Origin of the sequence: Staphylococcus gallinarum (assembly GCF_000875895.1) — a bacterium.
Classification (GTDB): Bacteria; Bacillota; Bacilli; order Staphylococcales; family Staphylococcaceae; genus Staphylococcus; species Staphylococcus gallinarum.
Genome location: NZ_JXCF01000018.1, coordinates 1 through 17,510 on the forward strand (window position 1 = coordinate 1; position 17,510 = coordinate 17,510).

The window sequence follows — 17,510 nt, forward strand, 5'->3', positions numbered from 1 at the left end:
GTGACAATGGCAAGGAGGTCACACCTGTTCCCATGCCGAACACAGAAGTTAAGCTCCTTAGCGCCGATGGTAGTCGGACTTACGTTCCGCAAGAGTAGGACGTTGCCAGGCAGTTATATTATTCCACAGTAGCTCAGTGGTAGAGCTATCGGCTGTTAACCGATCGGTCGTAGGTTCGAGTCCTACCTGTGGAGCCATATGGCCCCGTGGTCAAGCGGTTAAGACACCGCCCTTTCACGGCGGTAACACGGGTTCGAGTCCCGTCGGGGTCATTACATACGGAGGATTAGCTCAGCTGGGAGAGCATCTGCCTTACAAGCAGAGGGTCGGCGGTTCGAACCCGTCATCCTCCACCATTTAATTGAATATGCGGAGGGGTAGCGAAGTGGCTAAACGCGGCGGACTGTAAATCCGCTCCTTCGGGTTCGGCAGTTCGAATCTGCCCCCCTCCACCATTAATGGGCTATAGCCAAGCGGTAAGGCAACGGACTTTGACTCCGTCACGCGCTGGTTCGAATCCAGCTAGCCCAGCCATTAGAGCCATTAGCTCAGTTGGTAGAGCATCTGACTTTTAATCAGAGGGTCAGAGGTTCGAATCCTCTATGGCTCACTTAGATAAGCATTTCTCTTCGGAGAAGTGCTTTTTTATTTGTTCTAATAAATTTATTTTTAAAAAACTAATATTTATAATTATGATTTTTAATCCTTAAAGTGGCTGTTTTATTACTATAAAATGTATGATAAACCATTTTTTTGATTGTATATGTAAAATGCTTAATTTATATAAAAAAACCTTTATTATATTGACTTGAAAGTTAATTCTCTTTACCTTATTCTAGTATCACACGATGACAAAGGGGTTTTTATTAATGACAAATCAAGTTATAGATATTATTGGAGCACCATCTACATTTGGACAAAGAAAGTTAGGTGTCGATTTTGGACCTGATGCAATACGTTATGCTGGTTTAGTTGAAAGAATAAAAGCGATAGGTCTAACGGTAAATGACAGAGGTAATATAACTGTTCCAGCTTTGAATTTGGAAAAATTCAATTCTGAACAGCATGGATTGCGTAATTTAGAAGAAATTGAAATTGTTTCACAAAATTTATGTAATGCTGTTTCTAATAGTATTAGTGAAAACCATTTCCCACTTATATTGGGAGGAGACCATTCAATTGCTATTGGCTCAATTTCTGGTGTAAGTCAGCATTATGATAATCTAGGTGTTATTTGGTATGATGCACATGGTGATTTGAATGTACCTGATGAATCACCGTCTGGTAATGTACACGGTATGCCGTTACGTATTTTAGCGGGTGATGGTGATAAGTCGTTAGTTGAAGTTGGAGGAAATAAACCTAAAGTTAAACCAGAAAATATTGTGCTAATTGGTATGAGGGATTTAGACATTGGTGAAAGACAATATATTAAAGACAACAATATCCAAACCTATACAATGGCTGATATTGATCGTATTGGTATTAAGCAAGTAATTGACGAATCTATTGCTTATTTAAAAGATAAAACGGATGGTATTCATTTATCTTTAGATGTTGATGGCCTAGATCCAATTGAAACACCGGGTACTGGCACAAGAGTATTAGGTGGTTTAACTTATAGAGAGAGTCATTTTGCATTAGAATTATTACATAATTCCAAATTAATTACGTCAATGGATGTTGTAGAAGTTAATCCACTGATAGATCAGAATAATCATACAGCTGAACAAGCAGTGAGTTTACTTGGTAGCTTCTTTGGTGAAACATTATTATAAATATATTTTAAGCTGATAAAGTGTAATGCTATATCAGCTTTTTTAATTGTAAAAAATATATACTTCATATGACAGGTTAGCTATAGATTGGTATAATAATACCATGGGAACAGAATACCGGAGGAGATGTTATGGATTTTTCCAATTTTTTTGATAACTGGAGTACAGTAAAAATTATAGCCGGCGTACTCGACTTACTCATCGTTTGGTATGTACTTTATCTTCTCATTACAGTTTTTAAAGGTACTAAAGCCATTCAATTATTGAAAGGTATTGTGGTCATTGTAATTGGCCAACAGTTGAGTAAGATGTTGAATTTAACAGCGACATCTCGTTTGTTTGACTTAGTAATTCAATGGGGTGTTTTAGCGCTAATTGTTATATTCCAACCAGAGATTAGACGAGCATTAGAACAATTAGGACGCGGAAGCTTGTTCAAACGTTATTCTTCAAACTTGAATAATGATGAAGGTAAATTAATTTCCTCTGTATCTAAAGCTGTCCAATATATGGCTAAACGTCGTATTGGAGCGTTAATTGTTTTTGAAAAGGAAACAGGTTTACAAGATTATATTGAAACAGGTATTGCTATGAATTCTGAGATATCACAGGAATTACTCACAAATGTGTTTATTCCTAATACGCCATTACATGATGGAGCTATGATTATACAAGCAAATAAAATAGCAAGTGCAGCAAGTTATTTACCACTTTCTGATAGCGCAAAGATAGCGAAAAGTTTAGGAACCAGACATAGAGCAGCTGTAGGAATATCTGAGGTTTCAGATGCTTTTACTGTTGTTGTATCTGAAGAAACAGGTTCGATATCTGTTACTTTCGACGGTAAATTGCGTAAAGATATTTCGACTGAAGCATTCGAAGAACTATTGGCTGAACATTGGTTTGGCACACACTTTCAACAGAAAGGTGTGAAGTAGATGTTAGAAAGTAAATGGGGGCTTAGATTAATTGCATTAGTTTTAGCGGTTGTTTTTTTCTTATCTGCGAATAACATGTTCGGTAATATTTTTGATGCGGATCATTTTGGACAAAAATCAAATGATACGCTACAAGAGGTACCTGTACAGGTTAAGTATGATAATAAATCATTGTATGCAAGTGATGTACCTGACAAGGTTGATGTTGAAATTTCAGGACCTCAATCACAAGTGCTCAAGGCTGAGAATGCTGAGAATGTTCGTGCAGTCCTAGATTTCACTGGTGAAAAGGCAGGGAAGCATACTGCACAATTTAAAGTGAATGGTTTAAGCGAGGATATCGATTATACTGTTAAACCTAAGGAAGCAACTGTAAGTCTTGAGAAAAAGGTAAGCAAGAACCTAAAGGTTGAGCCAGATGTGAGTAATAGTGATTTAGATTCAGATTATAAGGTGAGCTCGCAAAAGGTATCTCCTGATACTGTCAAGGTTACAGGTGGTCAAGAACAGATCGATAAGATAGCATATTTAAAAGCAACATATAAAAACAAAAGTAAAATTTCAAAAAATTTAACAGATGCAGCGACAATAACTGCATTTGATAGAAATTTAAATAAAGTAAAGGTATCGATTGAACCGAAAGAGGTAAATCTAACGGTAAAGGTAACTGATTATAGCAAGAAGGTTAAAGTAAGACCGCAAACAACTGGTGAGTTACCAGATAATCTAAAGTTAGATGACATCGATTTAGAAGATAAAGAAATAGAAATATATGGTAATAGAGAGGACTTAGATGATATCAATTCTGTAAAGGCAGAAATTAATTTAGATAATATTACTGAGTCTACAAAGAAAAATATTAAATTAAAAATACCGGACAGTGTGACTAAAGCTAGTTCGCAAGAAACAACTGCTGATATTACTGTAAAATAGATTTCTAATATAAAGGAGATATAATGATGGCAAAATATTTTGGTACAGACGGCGTAAGGGGCGTTGCAAATAAAGAATTAACTCCAGAACTTGCGTTTAAATTAGGGCGTTATGGTGGCTATGTATTAGCACATAACAAAGGAGAGAAACACCCTAAAGTACTAGTTGGTAGAGATACTCGAGTTTCAGGTGAAATGTTAGAGTCAGCGCTTATTGCTGGTTTGATTTCAATTGGTGCAGAGGTAATGCGTTTAGGAGTTATCTCAACACCTGGAGTAGCTTATTTAACACGTGAAATGGAAGCAGCATTAGGTGTTATGATATCAGCTTCTCATAATCCTGTAGCAGATAATGGTATTAAATTCTTCGGTTCAGACGGTTTTAAATTATCTGATGATCAAGAACAAGAAATTGAAGCATTATTAGATCAAGAAAATCCGGATTTACCTCGCCCAGTTGGTGAAGATATTGTTCACTATTCAGATTACTTTGAAGGTGCACAAAAGTATATTAGCTATATCAAATCAACAGTAGATGTAGACTTTGATGGAATGAAGATTGCGCTTGATGGTGCGAATGGTTCGACATCTTCTTTAGCGCCATATTTATTTGGAGATTTAGAAGCAGATACTGTAACAGTAGGTTGTAACCCTAACGGTTATAATATTAATGACGGTGTAGGTTCTACACATCCTGAAGTCTTGGCTAAGAAAGTAGTAGAAGATGAGTGTGACTTTGGATTAGCTTTTGATGGAGATGGTGACAGATTAATTGCTGTTGATGAAAATGGCGAAATCGTTGATGGCGATCAAATCATGTTTATTATCGGTCAAGAAATGGCGAAAAATCAAGAACTAAATGATAATATGATTGTCTCAACTGTTATGAGTAATCTAGGTTTTTACAAGGCATTAGAGAACGAAGGTATCCAATCAAATAAAACTAAAGTTGGAGACCGTTATGTAGTAGAAGAAATGCGAAGAGGCAATTATAATTTAGGCGGAGAACAATCAGGACATATCGTCATGATGGATTATAATACGACGGGTGATGGCTTGTTAACTGGTGTCCAATTAGCAAGTGTCATTAAACTAACTGGTAAGAGCTTAAGTCAATTAGCTAAGCAAATGAAAAAGTACCCACAATCTTTAGTTAACGTACGTGTAACAGATAAATATCGTGTTGAAGAGAATGTTGATGTACAAGAAGCAATGACTAAGGTAGAAGTAGAAATGAATGGCGATGGCCGAATTTTAGTTAGACCTTCTGGTACAGAGCCATTAGTACGTGTAATGATTGAAGCGGCCACTGATGAAGATGCACAACGCTATGCACAAACAATTGCAGACGTTGTACAAGAGAAAATGGGTTTAGATTAAATTAATAAACTTTAAATTATAAAAAAGTACTATTAACGATGAGTATAGATTACTCAGGTTAGTAGTACTTTTTTGGTTAAGAGATGGTATAAGTACGCTGCTTATTAAAGTAATTCGTATGCTTTAACAATTTCTTCAGTTAATTGAGCGTCTGTTTTAGTATACTCTTTTAAAAATGCTTCAACACCATATGATTTAATATAGTTATTTTTTTCTACGGTTTCTTTATCGTTACTATCATCATATTTCAATAAGAGCGCAGCAGTTTTTACTAAATGATCATGCTTTAATTGATTTTTATATAAATAGTTTAACGGTTTAATTATACGATCTTGTGGTCCTATTTTTCTTAAAGTACCGCGACCTACACGTGTTACTTCATCTGATAGGTGTGGGTTTTCAAATCGTTTAATAATTTTTTCAACATACTGTGCCTGAGCTTCAGGTGTGAAATCAAATTGATGTGTGATATATTGGCTTGTTTCTTCAAGTGTTCCATATAAATCATGTTTGATACCTTGGTCTTTAACTGCATCTAAAACTGTAGGTTTGTTGTGATATTTACCAGCATAAGCTAAGAAGGCATGACCCGTATTAACAGTCAATAATTTTCTTTCAATATATGGTGTTAGTTTATCAACATATTTGATGTGTTCTAATTCTGGACCAAACCAAGTATCCTTTTCTACAACCCATTCGTAAAATGGTTCAACCATAACATCTAAAATGTTGTCATTGCTTTGTAGTGGTACGATTCGATCAACGGCTGAATTTGAGAAATGAATGTGGTCACCTAATGGGCCAGTGATATCAAGGATTGCTTCTTTTAAAGTGTCTGTTGCCATAATTGCATTTTCACATGCAACAATATTTACTGGTGTTTCCTTTTCCTTTAAAAATGAAGCAAATGATTTAGCGATAATTGGTAAAATATTTACACCAACTGCTGTAGTAATAATATCTGCTTCTAATACAGCTTGTTTTAATTTATCACTAGGGGATGCTGAATTAATTGCATCCACATTGTGTACGCGTGTTGTTGTTCGTGCTTCATCTGCTAAGATAACATCATAAGCATGTGCTTTATCTAAGGCGTCTATAATTTCTGTATTTACATCTGCGAAAGTGACTTTGATATTATTATCCGCTAAAATATATCCGATAAATCCTCTGCCTATATTGCCAGCGCCAAAGTGTAATGCTTTCATTATGCGTCAGCCTCCTCGAATACTTGTTTAATTTCTTCAGCTGACTTAGCGTTCACGATACGTTCTACATTTTCTTCTTCACTAAATGTAATTGCAATTTTAGAAAGTAAGTCTAAATGCTCACCGTCTTTTCCAGCGATACCTACAACTACTTTAACTTCTTCTCCGTCCCAATCAATACCTTCAGGAATTTGTAATAGCGTTAGTCCTGATTGTAAAACGCTTGCCTTTGCTTCGTCAGTACCATGTGGTATCGCTAAACCATTACCCATAAATGTTGAAACAACTTGTTCACGGTCTTTCATAGCTTGGATATATGCATCAGTTACAGCACCGCTTGATACTAACGCTTGTCCTGCTTTTTCAATTGCTTCATTTTGGTTGCTTACTGTTGCGTTAATAAAGATATTTTCATTACTAAATAATTCTGTCATAGTTAATCTCTCCTAGTTAAGTAAATTTTTTATTTTTGAAAGGTAGCTTTGCTTTATAATTTCAGTTATTTGTTCAGGTTCTTGCATAAATTCGTCTAAACTGTCTAAATGTTCGACTAACTTACTAGATAAATCACTAATAATTTCAGATAATACTGTGTCATCCGCAGGTAAAAACATATTAATTAAATAGCGAATTTCTATTACAGTATGATTATCTTTTTTAAATAATAGTGGTTTTTCTAATATTGAAATTAAAATAAATGGCTTTTGAATTAAATCACTCTTTAAATGTGGTATTGCAATTGGATAAGGATCTAACGCAAAACTTTGTTCTTCATTACGTTGTTGTAATAACTTAACGAATGCTGATGAATCATTAATTATTTGATGTTTTAAAGTTTGCTCTCTTAAATAGCTTATCCAGTTGTTAATGTTACTATTATCAATATAAACTGAATCTATGAGTTCTAAACCTTTTCTTATAAAGGACAATGTTGAAGTAGAATCGGTAATTTCATTGACTAAACTGGGCTCAGTAGTCATTGGTTTAGTGTTGGCATTTGATTTTAAAAATGCAGCAACGTGATTAATGTCAGCATCCGGTAATAATGGATTAACTGTAATATAAGGTACAGTAATATCTAAATCTACAGTTGAGATAATAGCATCAAAATCACTGGTATTTAAGTGTCTTAAATCACCGACGGATGCCTGTTTTGTTTGGGTGATTTCACTAAATGTTTGTTGTAGTCTCGTCGCTAATAAACGACTCGTACCAATGCCACTACTGCAAACGACTAATATAGATAGTGTATTTGTTTGTTGGCTGTATATCGCACCACCAAAATGTAATACAATAAATGCAATTTCACTGTCTGGAAATTGTAATTCAGGCCAGGTTTGTTGTAATGCTGTGCTAACCCCTTTAAATAGCACAGGATATTTCTGTTTAATCATTTCAGTTAACGGATTATATGTTTCAATATTTGCTTTAAGGCGATTTATTGCAGGTATAATATGCAATTTCAAACCTTCTGTCAAAGTTGTAGCATCTTTAAATGTTACTTTTGATGCTAGTGCAACTCTGTCTACAAAATTGGATATAACCGTTTCATCTTTGACATCATTGAGGTCTTCAGTAGATGCCTTTCGTTTAGCGCCACGTAAATGTATCGTGATAAATGTAATTTCTGCTTGGGTAAACTGAACACCATATATATGTTCAAGGTGTAATGCCAATGCTTGAGCAACTTCATGTTCAAAGGTATCTTTAACATTGTTGTAAATATCATCACTTAAACCAACATATTCTCCATTTAACATACGATCAATACTTAAGACAACGTGTACAGTAAGTGTTAAGTAACTTGATTCAGTTAATGCGTAGGGAAGTTGCCCCAAGTGGTCCATAAGAATACGTTCAACTTGGAAAATTTTGTCCATATCAACCATAGAAAGTTGTGAAGCATTGAGTGATTGATAAACAAAGTGATTTTCAATTACAGAATAGACACTTGTACTGTTTAAGTTATTAACCATTAATTGGCTTAATAACTCTCTTTTTTTAGATTCAGGACCTTCTAAACGAATACCTTCTCCACGTTTTTTAATTAACTGTAACTGGTATTGTGTTAATTCATGTTCTAATTCATCTAACAGTTTAGCTAATGTTTGAGTAGATACACCAATTTCGTGGGCCAGACTATATTGTTTAATAGGTTCCTTTGCCTGAATAAGCCCATATAAAATAATTACTTTCTGTTCTTCTTGAGATAAGTCAATAGTGTCTTGTTTTAAAATAGTGTTTTTAAGGCGAGTCATTAATTCCTGATTTGCAACTAATTGAATACCTTTTTTATTAACACGCTCAAGTTTAATATCGAATGTGTCGAGAAATATTTCTATAGATTTTAATTCCCGATGAATAGTACGAGAGGATACAGCTAGATGTTGAGCAATGTCATAAATTTTGACATATTGACCGTGATATTTAATTAACATTTCGATAATTTCTTTTTCACGAGTACTTAAAAACATAGCTATATCCTCCATTGAATGCCTTTAACAATTAAGGTATTTATTTTTCTTCTTCTTTTAAATTTTCTAATAATTCATCATATCTTGGTGAATTCAAGAAGTTGTCTACAGAAATATGAATTGCACTTGGAACTTGTTTGATTGCTCTATCTGTAAGTTTCTTTTGTGTAATTACAAGTTGTGCATCGCCTGGTAATTGATTTATTGCAGTATTGGTTACGTCAACGTTTTGAATGCCTGCTTTTTTAAATTTATTTCTTAACATACTTGCACCCATAGCACTTGAACCCATACCAGCATCACAAGCAAAGATGACATGGTTTACTTTACTATAATCATGAGCATCAACATTTTCGGTATCATAATTATCTAGTAAATCCTCTTCCGATTCTTCACGCTCATTGTCACTTGCAGTAGCAGAAGTTATATTATTATCTTCTTTCCCTGATAATTTAGATGCTACACTTGATTTTTTACCTTTACTTGCTTCCATCTTAGCAGTAGCAGCTTCTAAATCTTGTTCTGGTTCTTTAGTGAATTTCAATATTAATGAAGCAACGATAAATGAAACAAGTGCTGCTAATAATACACCAAGTACCATTTGTAAGAATTCACCTTTAGGTGCATTTAACATATAAACAATAAATGAACCTGGTGAAGCAGGGCTCTTGAATCCGAAATCAACCATAGAATATGTTGCAACACCAGTCATACCGCCTAATATAACTGCGATAAATAATAATGGTCTCATCAATACGTAAGGGAAGTAAATTTCATGAATACCACCTAAGAAATGTATAATTCCAGCTCCGTATGATGTAGCTTTAGCAGTTCCTTTACCAAAAATCATATAAGCAACTAGGATACCTATACCTGGCCCTGGATTTGATTCGATTGTGTATAGAATAGATTGACCTGCTGATGCAGCTTGATCAGCACCAAGTGGTGTAAACACACCATGATTTATTGCATTATTTAAAAATACAATTTTAGCCGGTTCGACAATAATACTTACTAAAGGTAATAAGTGGGCATGTACTAAACTTTCAACAGCTAATGAAAGAATATGCATTATGAATTGCATAATTGGTGCTAATACTTTAAAGCCAATTATTGTCATAATGAAGCCTAAAATACCTGCAGAAAAGTTGTTAAATAACATTTCGAAACCTTGTGGTGTTCTCGGCTGAATGAATTCGTCTGTCTTCTTCATTAACCAACCAACTAAAGGTCCCATTATCATAGCGCCTAATAACATTGGCGTATCTGGTAGTGCAACGATTACTCCCATCGTTGCTACAGCAGCGATAATGCCGCCACGCATTTCGTGAATCAAGCGTCCACCACTATAAGCAATTAGTAATGGAATTAAATAAGTAATCATTGGTCCTGCTAGTTGGCTTAAATCTTTGTTAGGCCACCAGCCTCCATCAATGAATATTGCAGCAATAAACCCCCATGCGATAAAGGCGCCGATATTCGGCATAATCATACTACTTAAAAATGATCCAAATGCTTGAACCTTACGACCGATTCCTTTATTCTCCTCAGTTTGAGCTTGTGCCATATTTTTGCACCCCTTTTTATCTATTTGGTATAGCTTCATTGTAGGGGGAGGAGGTCATATAAACAACTGAAAGTAATTTAAACTTTGTCACAGCTCATGTGACAAATGTATGTGTACAAAGAAAATGATTATTTATTACGGGTTATTTATTTAAAATAATAAAAATTTGATATTTAAATCCAATCTATTTATAAAGTTTATTTAATGTTTGCATTGCATGAGTTAAACATTGTACAATAGGTTGTATTGAAGGAAGGAGGATAGGAAAGTAAGTTGATCAATTTAAAGCGCCTGTGCAAGTGATGAGGTATTGTATCGAAGATTTAAGATTTATATCAGAAATCTTAATAGATAAGGATATCGAAACTTGTAGACGAGGAGGATAGTTATCGAACCATCGGCGGATGCTATCCCGGATGTGGCTCATTCGTGAACTTATTAAGGAAAACATTAGGGTAACCTAGTGCACAAAGTTAATAAGTTAGCCAAATTAAATAAAAACTATAAAAAGGTCATTGGGATAAGTATGTACTTTTTTAGAGTAATTTATAACCATTTAATGAAAATTAGTCTATAGAATTGTATTTATTTATTACGCACCATACTTATATTTAGCGTTTATACCAATGCCTTAATCATTGGAGGAATTATTAAATGTGCGGAATCGTAGGTTATATCGGGCATGATAATGCTAAAGAATTATTATTAAAAGGATTAGAAAAATTAGAATATAGAGGTTATGATTCAGCTGGTGTTGCTGTTGCAAATGACGAAGGTACTTCAGTATTTAAATCAAAAGGTAGAATAGCAGACCTAAGAGAAGTAGCTGACAGTGAATCCACAGATGGAAACGTAGGTATTGGACATACACGTTGGGCAACACACGGTGTACCTAACTATGAAAATTCACATCCACACCGTTCAAGTTCTAACCGTTTTACATTGGTTCATAATGGTGTAATCGAGAACTATGAAGAATTAAAGAACGAATATTTAGCAGATGTATCATTTATATCTGAAACTGATACAGAAGTGATTGTGCAATTGGTTGAACATTTTTCAAATGAAGGCTTAACAACAGAAGCTGCTTTCTCTAAAGTAATCTCATTATTAGAAGGTTCATATGCTTTAGGTTTAATTGACAATGAAGATAAAGAGACTATCTTTGTTGCGAAAAACAAATCTCCATTATTAGTTGGAATTGGTGAAGATTTTAACGTTATTGCATCTGATGCCATTGCTATGTTACAAGTTACAAATCAATATAAAGAGATTCACGATCATGAAATTGTAATTGTTAAACGAGATGAAGTCGTTATCAAAGATCAACAAGGTAATGTCCAAGATAGAGAAGCATATACAGCACAAATTGACGCATCTGACGCTGAAAAGGGTGTATATGATCACTATATGCTTAAGGAAATTCACGAACAACCTGCAGTTATGCGTCGTATTATTCAAGAATATCAAGATGAAGATGGAAACTTGAAAATGGATGCAGAAATTATTAAAGACGTTGCAGAAGCAGACCGTATTTATATTATTGCTGCGGGTACAAGTTACCATGCTGGTTTAGTTGGTAAAGAATTTATCGAAAAATGGGCAGGCGTACCTACTGAAGTGCATGTAGCATCAGAGTTTGTTTACAACATGCCATTATTATCAGAAAAACCATTATTTATCTATATCTCTCAATCAGGTGAAACTGCGGATAGTAGAGCAGTACTTGTTGAAACTAACAAATTAGGACATAAATCATTAACAATCACTAACGTTGCTGGCTCAACACTATCACGTGAAGCTAACCACACATTATTGTTACATGCTGGTCCTGAAATTGCAGTAGCATCAACTAAAGCATACACAGCCCAAATTGCTGTATTATCTATCTTGTCACAAATTGTAGCTAAAGAACATGGACGAGAAGCGGAGATTGATTTATTACGTGAACTTGCTAAAGTTACAACTTCAATTGAAGCAATCGTTGATGACGCAGATATTATGGAACAAATTTCAAAAGATTTCTTAGCGACAACTAGAAATGCATTCTTTATTGGTCGTACAATTGATTATAATGTAAGTCTTGAAGGCGCATTGAAATTGAAAGAAATTTCGTATATTCAAGCTGAAGGCTTTGCAGGTGGAGAGTTAAAACATGGTACTATTGCCTTGATCGAAGAGGGAACACCAGTCATTGCATTAGCTACACAAGACAATGTAAACCTTTCAATCCGTGGTAATGTTAAGGAAGTTGTAGCACGTGGTGCACATCCTTGTATCATTTCAATGGACGGTTTAGATAAAGAAGGCGATACTTATGTTATCCCACATGTACATGAATTATTGACACCACTTGTATCAGTAGTTGCATTACAATTAATTTCTTATTATGCAGCACTACACAGAGATTTAGATGTTGATAAACCACGTAACTTAGCAAAATCAGTTACAGTTGAATAATGATAGTAAATAGAAACTGTCGGTAGAGTCTACACTTTATCGACAGTTTTTTTATATGCTTTTATTTCAACTTTTGAAATCAATTCGTTGTTAAAAAGTTGTGCATTTATTATGCTTAGTGTATTGAAATAAATAATTGATTAGTGAAAGGAATTTGATGATGTCTAAACCTAAAGTTTATACAATGGAATTTGGTTTTGTGTATCCTCATTTAATCAATAAAGTTGAAAAAAAGGGCCGAACAAAAGGTGAAGCAGATCAACTTATAAAATGGATGACACGTTATAGTCAACAAGATCTAGACAACCTTATTGAGGACGGTACAGATTATGAAAATTTTATTTTAAAAGCACCGGAGTTAAATCCTGATAGACATAACATAACTGGGCGTATTTGTGGAGTGAAAGTCGAGGATATGGAAGAATCTGTAATGAAAGAAATTCGATACTTAGATAAATTGATTGATGAACTTGCAAAAGGGAAATCAATAGAACAAATTACAGAGCGATTAAAGTAAGATGAATAGTTAATTTGTTTGTTATAGCAATGTACTTTAAAAAAAGGGGTTAATCAACGTGCTAATAGACTTAAATGGAATCTCAAGAAGAAAGCAAGGTAAAGAAATAATTCAAGATGTAACTTGGCAAATTCAAAAAGGTGAAAAATGGATGCTCTATGGCTTGAATGGCGCGGGTAAAACAACGCTATTAAATATTTTAAATGCCTACGAACCTATCACATCAGGTGAGATTAGTTTATTTAATATGAAACCTGGTAAACAAGGCTATTCTGCAGATGCTGTTCGTGAAAATATTGGATTTGTATCAAATAGTCTTATGGATCGTTTCCAGGATGGCGAAATAGTATTAGACGTTGTGATTAGTGGTATTTTCAAATCTATAGGCGTCTATCAATCAGTGACAAGTGAACATATTGAAAGAGCTAAACGCAGCTTACAACAACTTGGCATGTCTGAATTTGAACAGCAGTATTATGGTTACCTTTCTACAGGTGAAAGACAAAAGGTATTAATCGCAAGAGCATTGATGGGAGAACCACAATTGTTAATTCTAGATGAGCCAGCTTCTGGATTAGACTTTATAGCTAGAGAAGATTTGTTATCAACATTAGATGAACTTTATGAACAACATCCAGAATTGGCAGTGATTTATGTCACACATTTCGTTGAAGAAATAACTGAACGGATTCAAAAAGGTTTCTTGTTAAAGAATGGTCAACGCTTTATGCAAGGGGACATAGAAAGTGTGTTAAACAGTGACACATTATCGAACTATTTTAATAGAAATGTAAGTATTATAAAACAAAATCGTCGTTATTCTTTATTTTTAAATGAGGATAAGATTGCGGAAAATCAGAGAAAGTGACATAATTTAGGACGATATTAAATGTTGGAGGCAAACAAATAATGGATAATGTAAAAGCAATATTTTTAGATATGGATGGAACTATTTTACATAAAAATAATAGAGTAGATTCTGAAACAGCAGATGTAATTGCACAATTGAGAAGTAAAGGGTTTAAGGTGTTTTTAGCAACTGGTAGAGCGCATAATGAAATTCATTATTTAGTCCCAGAAACATTTGAAGTTGATGGTATTATAAGTTCAAATGGTACGCTTGGCATGGTAAATGACGAAATTATCTTTAAACACAGTTTGTCGTTTAATGCAGTAAATGAAATTGTTAGCCGTGCACAACAGCAATCAATTTATTATGAGGTATTTCCGTTTGAAGGTAACAGAATTGTGCTTGCAGAAGATGAGGCTTGGGCTAAATCATTATTTGATGCTGAAACGCCACCTGGTAAGGTTGGAGAAAGTGAATGGACATCACGTAAAGAATCTATAGTTGAAAAGGTAGATTGGTCATCTGAATTACCAAGTACTACTTATTCTAAAATATATTTATTCTCAACTGATTTTGATAAAATTACTGCTTATAGAGAGCAATTAAAGAAAGATGCTGAGTCATTGCAAATTAGTGTATCAAATTCTTCTCGCTTTAATGCTGAAACGATGGCTTATCAGACTGATAAAGGTACAGGTATCAAAGAAATGATAGAACATTTTGGGATTGAGCAATCTGAAACGCTAGTCATTGGTGACAGTGATAATGATAGAGCGATGTTTGAGTTTGGTCATTATACTGTAGCAATGAAAAATGCGCGACCTGAAATACAGTCTCTAACAAAAGATGTAACTTCATATACCAATGAGGAAAATGGTGCAGCGCGCTATTTAGCAGAACACTTTTTAAAATAAAGATGTGTAATGATTTATTAATAAGTAAGTTAATGCTATAGTGCATCACAAAAATATTTTTTATTGAGGGATGCTGAAAATATTATATATGACACTTCGTGGATTAACTTTAATAATGTCTATTAAATTGTGCGAAGTGTCTTATTTTTTGTGTTTTGATGCGTAAATACCATAGGGTTAGAATGTTTGATTGTTTGGTATTTGAGTATGTGTAATGCCAATTGAGTTATATTCCTATACAAACGATACATTTAATACGGGCAACCTAAAGTATTTCAATGTAAAAATCATACGTTTTTGTAAAGTATGTTGGCGAGACTCCTGTGGAAACAGGACAAGCTGAAGACTACAGGCTGAAGCTGTCCCCCAGGAAAGCGAGCCAACAATACTAGATCTTGAATAAAAAGTAGCACTCAGATAAATTGAATTCAATTATCTGAGTGCTACTTTTCTAGGATTAAATATCCAAACTTGTTTTAAATTGTTTTAAAATTATATTGTTATTTCTCTGACTGATTATAGTTGTCTTTTAGTTTAGAGCCTTCTGATTTAGCTTTATCTTGTACAGACTCTGTTTGTTCTGAAACATTAGATTTAGCTTTATCTTGTGCTGAATCTGTTTTATCAGAGGCACTTGATTTAGCTTTTTCTGTAGCATTTGTAACGCTCTTATTCGCTTTAGCTTTCTTTTTAGCGTCAGGATCAATATTTTTGCCGTCAAGGTTATAATATTGAATTGTTGCTAAAATATTAATGTAATAGATAAACAATCTTACTAAAATAACAACGATTGTTACGATATAAACAATTACTGTAGCTATATTTTGTGAAATACCGCCTGTACCAATAGAAATTAATTGACTAACCGGATTTGCTAAGATAATTACAATTAGGTTTAATAGTAAGATGCCAAGGAAGAATTTGAACCAAGTTTTTTGGCCGTTTTTAACACCTTTAAAGCCACGTTTGACTGCCTTCCATGCACCATCTTCTGGTGATTTGATAAATGCAACTGTAAAATTGATAATAACAACAGCCATAAACCAAATGATAAATGATTGGATAAATAAAACGATTGTGGCTGCAATAATTTGGAAAGTAAGTGAAATTGCTAATGCATGGTCTGCACCACTAATAGGTCCTTGTAATGCAGTGTATAGACTTACAATTCCTAAATTTAGTAATTTAGCTAGTAATAAATTAATAGCCATAAATACTACCACAGTTAATAAAGTAAATAGAGATAATTTAACTGATTTTAAGTATTTACCCTTTTTAAACATGGCAAAGATATCTTTAAATTTAGCTTGATCTTTATTAATTGCTTTATCGATTGTGTAGATAGTTCCAGCAATAATAGGGTAACCTACAAAGATAACGACAATTAATGGAATTAAAATAGTTAATATGAGCAAGAACAACGGTTTAGCAATTGGTTGTTGCATTGCCATTGACATTACAAAGCTATATATTGATGTTTGCATTGGAATCAAAGTTAAATAAGTCAATGCAAATAGAATTACAAAACTCACTAATGTAAACAATAAAATTTTAGCATTTTGTGGTTTAGCATTTTGTAAAGCTAGTTTATGAAATTTAAACAAAATTTAAGCACTCCTTTTTGATGATAAGAATACGATATCAAAAATTTGAAGATTTTAAAATTAATAGGTAGCAAAATTGAAATAAAATGTTAAAATATCCAATTGAGTATGAAGGAAAGGTGGCAAAATCATGAAATTTGCAATTATAACTGATGTTCATGGAAATTTTGATGCATTAGAAGCAGTTTTAGATGATATTGATCGACGAGGAGATATCACTAAAATTTATAATTTAGGAGACAATATAGGTGTAGGGCATGAAACCAATAAAGTTTTAGATGCTATTTTTGAAAGAGATGACATGGAAATTATTGCTGGTAATCATGATGAAGCGGTCATGTCTTTAGTGAATGATACGCCATATCCAAGTGATTTAAAAGATAAGTTTTATGAACATCATCAATGGATTGAGAATCATCTAGATGAAGATTATTATGATGCATTGAATAACTTGCCGCGTGTTTTAGAGAAAAAAATTAATCATAAGGATGTTTTATTTATCCATTATGAAATTGAGAATGATAAATTACAAACACCAATCGATGGTCAACCGTTTAGTCCAATTGTTGAACCGACTGAGGATAATATCACCCAGTTATTTGAAGATAAAGATGCAGATCTTATTACATTTGGTCATAATCATACAGTTCATTTATTTGATGATAAGTCGACAATTTATTTTAACCCTGGTTCGGTAGGTCTAAATAATGGGGCATATGCAGTTTATGGTATTGTCACAATAGATGATAATGAAATAGCTTGTGATAGAATAAAGGTCCCATATGATAACGAAGAGTTTCTAAAAGGATTTGATGAAAAGCAAGTACCTGGTAAAGCTTTAATTTTTGATAAATTTATTTAATAAGGAATTGTTAAAAAAGTAAAGAA

The 17,510-nt window shown here is 33.7% G+C and carries 14 protein-coding genes, 6 tRNA genes and 1 rRNA gene; 16 read left to right on the forward strand and 5 right to left on the reverse strand.

The features are described 5' to 3' along the window. From rrf to glmM, 11 genes are all read left to right on the forward strand, one after another. Positions 1-111: ribosomal RNA gene (gene rrf, locus SH09_RS09685) — 5S ribosomal RNA — on the forward strand; the annotation flags it as partial. An 11-nt stretch (positions 112-122) separates the two neighbouring features. Next, positions 123-197 (forward strand) — tRNA-Asn (locus SH09_RS09690). A gap of 3 nt (positions 198-200) precedes the next feature. After that, positions 201-272: transfer RNA gene (locus tag SH09_RS09695), tRNA-Glu, on the forward strand. An 8-nt stretch (positions 273-280) separates the two neighbouring features. Further along, positions 281-356: transfer RNA gene (locus SH09_RS09700), tRNA-Val, on the forward strand. Between the two features lie 15 nt (positions 357-371). Continuing rightward, positions 372-455 (forward strand) — tRNA-Tyr (locus SH09_RS09705). A gap of 4 nt (positions 456-459) precedes the next feature. After that, positions 460-534, forward strand: a tRNA-Gln gene (locus tag SH09_RS09710). Between the two features lie 3 nt (positions 535-537). Further along, positions 538-610 (forward strand) — tRNA-Lys (locus SH09_RS09715). Between the two features lie 259 nt (positions 611-869). Then, complete coding sequence (gene rocF / locus SH09_RS09720) at positions 870-1,778, forward strand: arginase (protein ID WP_042739450.1); 909 nt, start codon at positions 870-872, stop codon at positions 1,776-1,778. A 131-nt stretch (positions 1,779-1,909) separates the two neighbouring features. After that, on the forward strand, positions 1,910-2,716 hold the full coding sequence (cdaA, locus tag SH09_RS09725; protein WP_042739451.1) for a diadenylate cyclase CdaA: 807 nt from the start codon (positions 1,910-1,912) through the stop codon (positions 2,714-2,716). Beyond that, complete coding sequence (locus SH09_RS09730; protein WP_042739452.1) at positions 2,717-3,649, forward strand: CdaR family protein; 933 nt, start codon at positions 2,717-2,719, stop codon at positions 3,647-3,649. It abuts the gene before it with no gap. Between the two features lie 26 nt (positions 3,650-3,675). After that, a complete protein-coding gene (gene glmM / locus SH09_RS09735; RefSeq protein WP_042739453.1) occupies positions 3,676-5,028 on the forward strand; it encodes a phosphoglucosamine mutase in 1,353 nt (450 codons plus the stop codon). A 104-nt stretch (positions 5,029-5,132) separates the two neighbouring features. Here the strand turns inward: glmM and SH09_RS09740 are convergent, their stop codons facing one another. Genes SH09_RS09740 through SH09_RS09755 form a run of 4 tightly spaced genes read right to left on the reverse strand, consistent with a single transcriptional unit; the run spans position 5,133 to position 10,277 of the window. Beyond that, positions 5,133-6,236, reverse strand: coding sequence for a mannitol-1-phosphate 5-dehydrogenase (locus SH09_RS09740; protein ID WP_042739454.1), 1,104 nt, complete (start codon positions 6,234-6,236; stop codon positions 5,133-5,135). Continuing rightward, positions 6,236-6,670 carry a PTS sugar transporter subunit IIA gene (locus SH09_RS09745; protein ID WP_042739455.1) on the reverse strand — a complete coding sequence of 145 codons (435 nt, stop codon included), beginning with the start codon at positions 6,668-6,670 and terminating at the stop codon, positions 6,236-6,238. The genes SH09_RS09740 and SH09_RS09745 overlap by 1 nt, the downstream gene beginning before the upstream one ends. 12 nt (positions 6,671-6,682) lie before the next feature. Next, on the reverse strand, positions 6,683-8,710 hold the full coding sequence (locus SH09_RS09750; RefSeq protein WP_042739456.1) for a BglG family transcription antiterminator: 2,028 nt from the start codon (positions 8,708-8,710) through the stop codon (positions 6,683-6,685). A 40-nt stretch (positions 8,711-8,750) separates the two neighbouring features. Next, entirely contained in the window at positions 8,751-10,277 is a 1,527-nt protein-coding gene (locus SH09_RS09755) for a PTS mannitol transporter subunit IICB (protein WP_042739457.1), read from the reverse strand. A 654-nt stretch (positions 10,278-10,931) separates the two neighbouring features. On the opposite strand from SH09_RS09755, the gene glmS reads away from it, so the two are divergent. The 4 genes from glmS to SH09_RS09775 all read left to right on the forward strand — a co-directional run bounded on the left by glmS (position 10,932) and on the right by SH09_RS09775 (position 15,018). Further along, complete coding sequence (gene glmS, locus SH09_RS09760; RefSeq protein WP_042739458.1) at positions 10,932-12,737, forward strand: glutamine--fructose-6-phosphate transaminase (isomerizing); 1,806 nt, start codon at positions 10,932-10,934, stop codon at positions 12,735-12,737. A gap of 160 nt (positions 12,738-12,897) precedes the next feature. Beyond that, positions 12,898-13,254, forward strand: coding sequence for a DUF2200 domain-containing protein (locus SH09_RS09765; protein ID WP_042739459.1), 357 nt, complete (start codon positions 12,898-12,900; stop codon positions 13,252-13,254). A 58-nt stretch (positions 13,255-13,312) separates the two neighbouring features. Continuing rightward, positions 13,313-14,122 carry an ABC transporter ATP-binding protein gene (locus SH09_RS09770; RefSeq protein ID WP_042739460.1) on the forward strand — a complete coding sequence of 270 codons (810 nt, stop codon included), beginning with the start codon at positions 13,313-13,315 and terminating at the stop codon, positions 14,120-14,122. A 41-nt stretch (positions 14,123-14,163) separates the two neighbouring features. Next, positions 14,164-15,018 carry an HAD family hydrolase gene (locus SH09_RS09775; protein ID WP_042739461.1) on the forward strand — a complete coding sequence of 285 codons (855 nt, stop codon included), beginning with the start codon at positions 14,164-14,166 and terminating at the stop codon, positions 15,016-15,018. A gap of 500 nt (positions 15,019-15,518) precedes the next feature. Here SH09_RS09775 and SH09_RS09780 read toward each other — a convergent pair whose 3' ends face one another. Then, positions 15,519-16,622 carry a hypothetical protein gene (locus SH09_RS09780; protein ID WP_042739462.1) on the reverse strand — a complete coding sequence of 368 codons (1,104 nt, stop codon included), beginning with the start codon at positions 16,620-16,622 and terminating at the stop codon, positions 15,519-15,521. 130 nt (positions 16,623-16,752) lie between these two features. Here SH09_RS09780 and SH09_RS09785 point away from each other — a divergent pair, with 130 nt between their 5' ends. Next, complete coding sequence (locus tag SH09_RS09785; RefSeq protein ID WP_042739463.1) at positions 16,753-17,484, forward strand: metallophosphoesterase family protein; 732 nt, start codon at positions 16,753-16,755, stop codon at positions 17,482-17,484. Positions 17,485-17,510 lie beyond the last annotated feature (26 nt).

Bases quoted from the DNA above. Each gene is read 5' to 3' on its own strand.
- glmM (WP_042739453.1), top strand. From the start codon at position 3,676: ATGGCAAAATATTTTGGTACAGACGGCGTAAGGGGCGTTGCAAATAAA.
- SH09_RS09740 (WP_042739454.1), bottom strand. From the start codon at position 6,236: ATGAAAGCATTACACTTTGGCGCTGGCAATATAGGCAGAGGATTTATC.
- glmS (WP_042739458.1), top strand. From the start codon at position 10,932: ATGTGCGGAATCGTAGGTTATATCGGGCATGATAATGCTAAAGAATTA.
- cdaA (WP_042739451.1), top strand. From the start codon at position 1,910: ATGGATTTTTCCAATTTTTTTGATAACTGGAGTACAGTAAAAATTATA.
- SH09_RS09785 (WP_042739463.1), top strand. From the start codon at position 16,753: ATGAAATTTGCAATTATAACTGATGTTCATGGAAATTTTGATGCATTA.
- SH09_RS09730 (WP_042739452.1), top strand. From the start codon at position 2,717: ATGTTAGAAAGTAAATGGGGGCTTAGATTAATTGCATTAGTTTTAGCG.
- SH09_RS09765 (WP_042739459.1), top strand. From the start codon at position 12,898: ATGTCTAAACCTAAAGTTTATACAATGGAATTTGGTTTTGTGTATCCT.
- SH09_RS09745 (WP_042739455.1), bottom strand. From the start codon at position 6,670: ATGACAGAATTATTTAGTAATGAAAATATCTTTATTAACGCAACAGTA.
- rocF (WP_042739450.1), top strand. From the start codon at position 870: ATGACAAATCAAGTTATAGATATTATTGGAGCACCATCTACATTTGGA.
- SH09_RS09775 (WP_042739461.1), top strand. From the start codon at position 14,164: ATGGATAATGTAAAAGCAATATTTTTAGATATGGATGGAACTATTTTA.
- SH09_RS09750 (WP_042739456.1), bottom strand. From the start codon at position 8,710: ATGTTTTTAAGTACTCGTGAAAAAGAAATTATCGAAATGTTAATTAAA.
- SH09_RS09755 (WP_042739457.1), bottom strand. From the start codon at position 10,277: ATGGCACAAGCTCAAACTGAGGAGAATAAAGGAATCGGTCGTAAGGTT.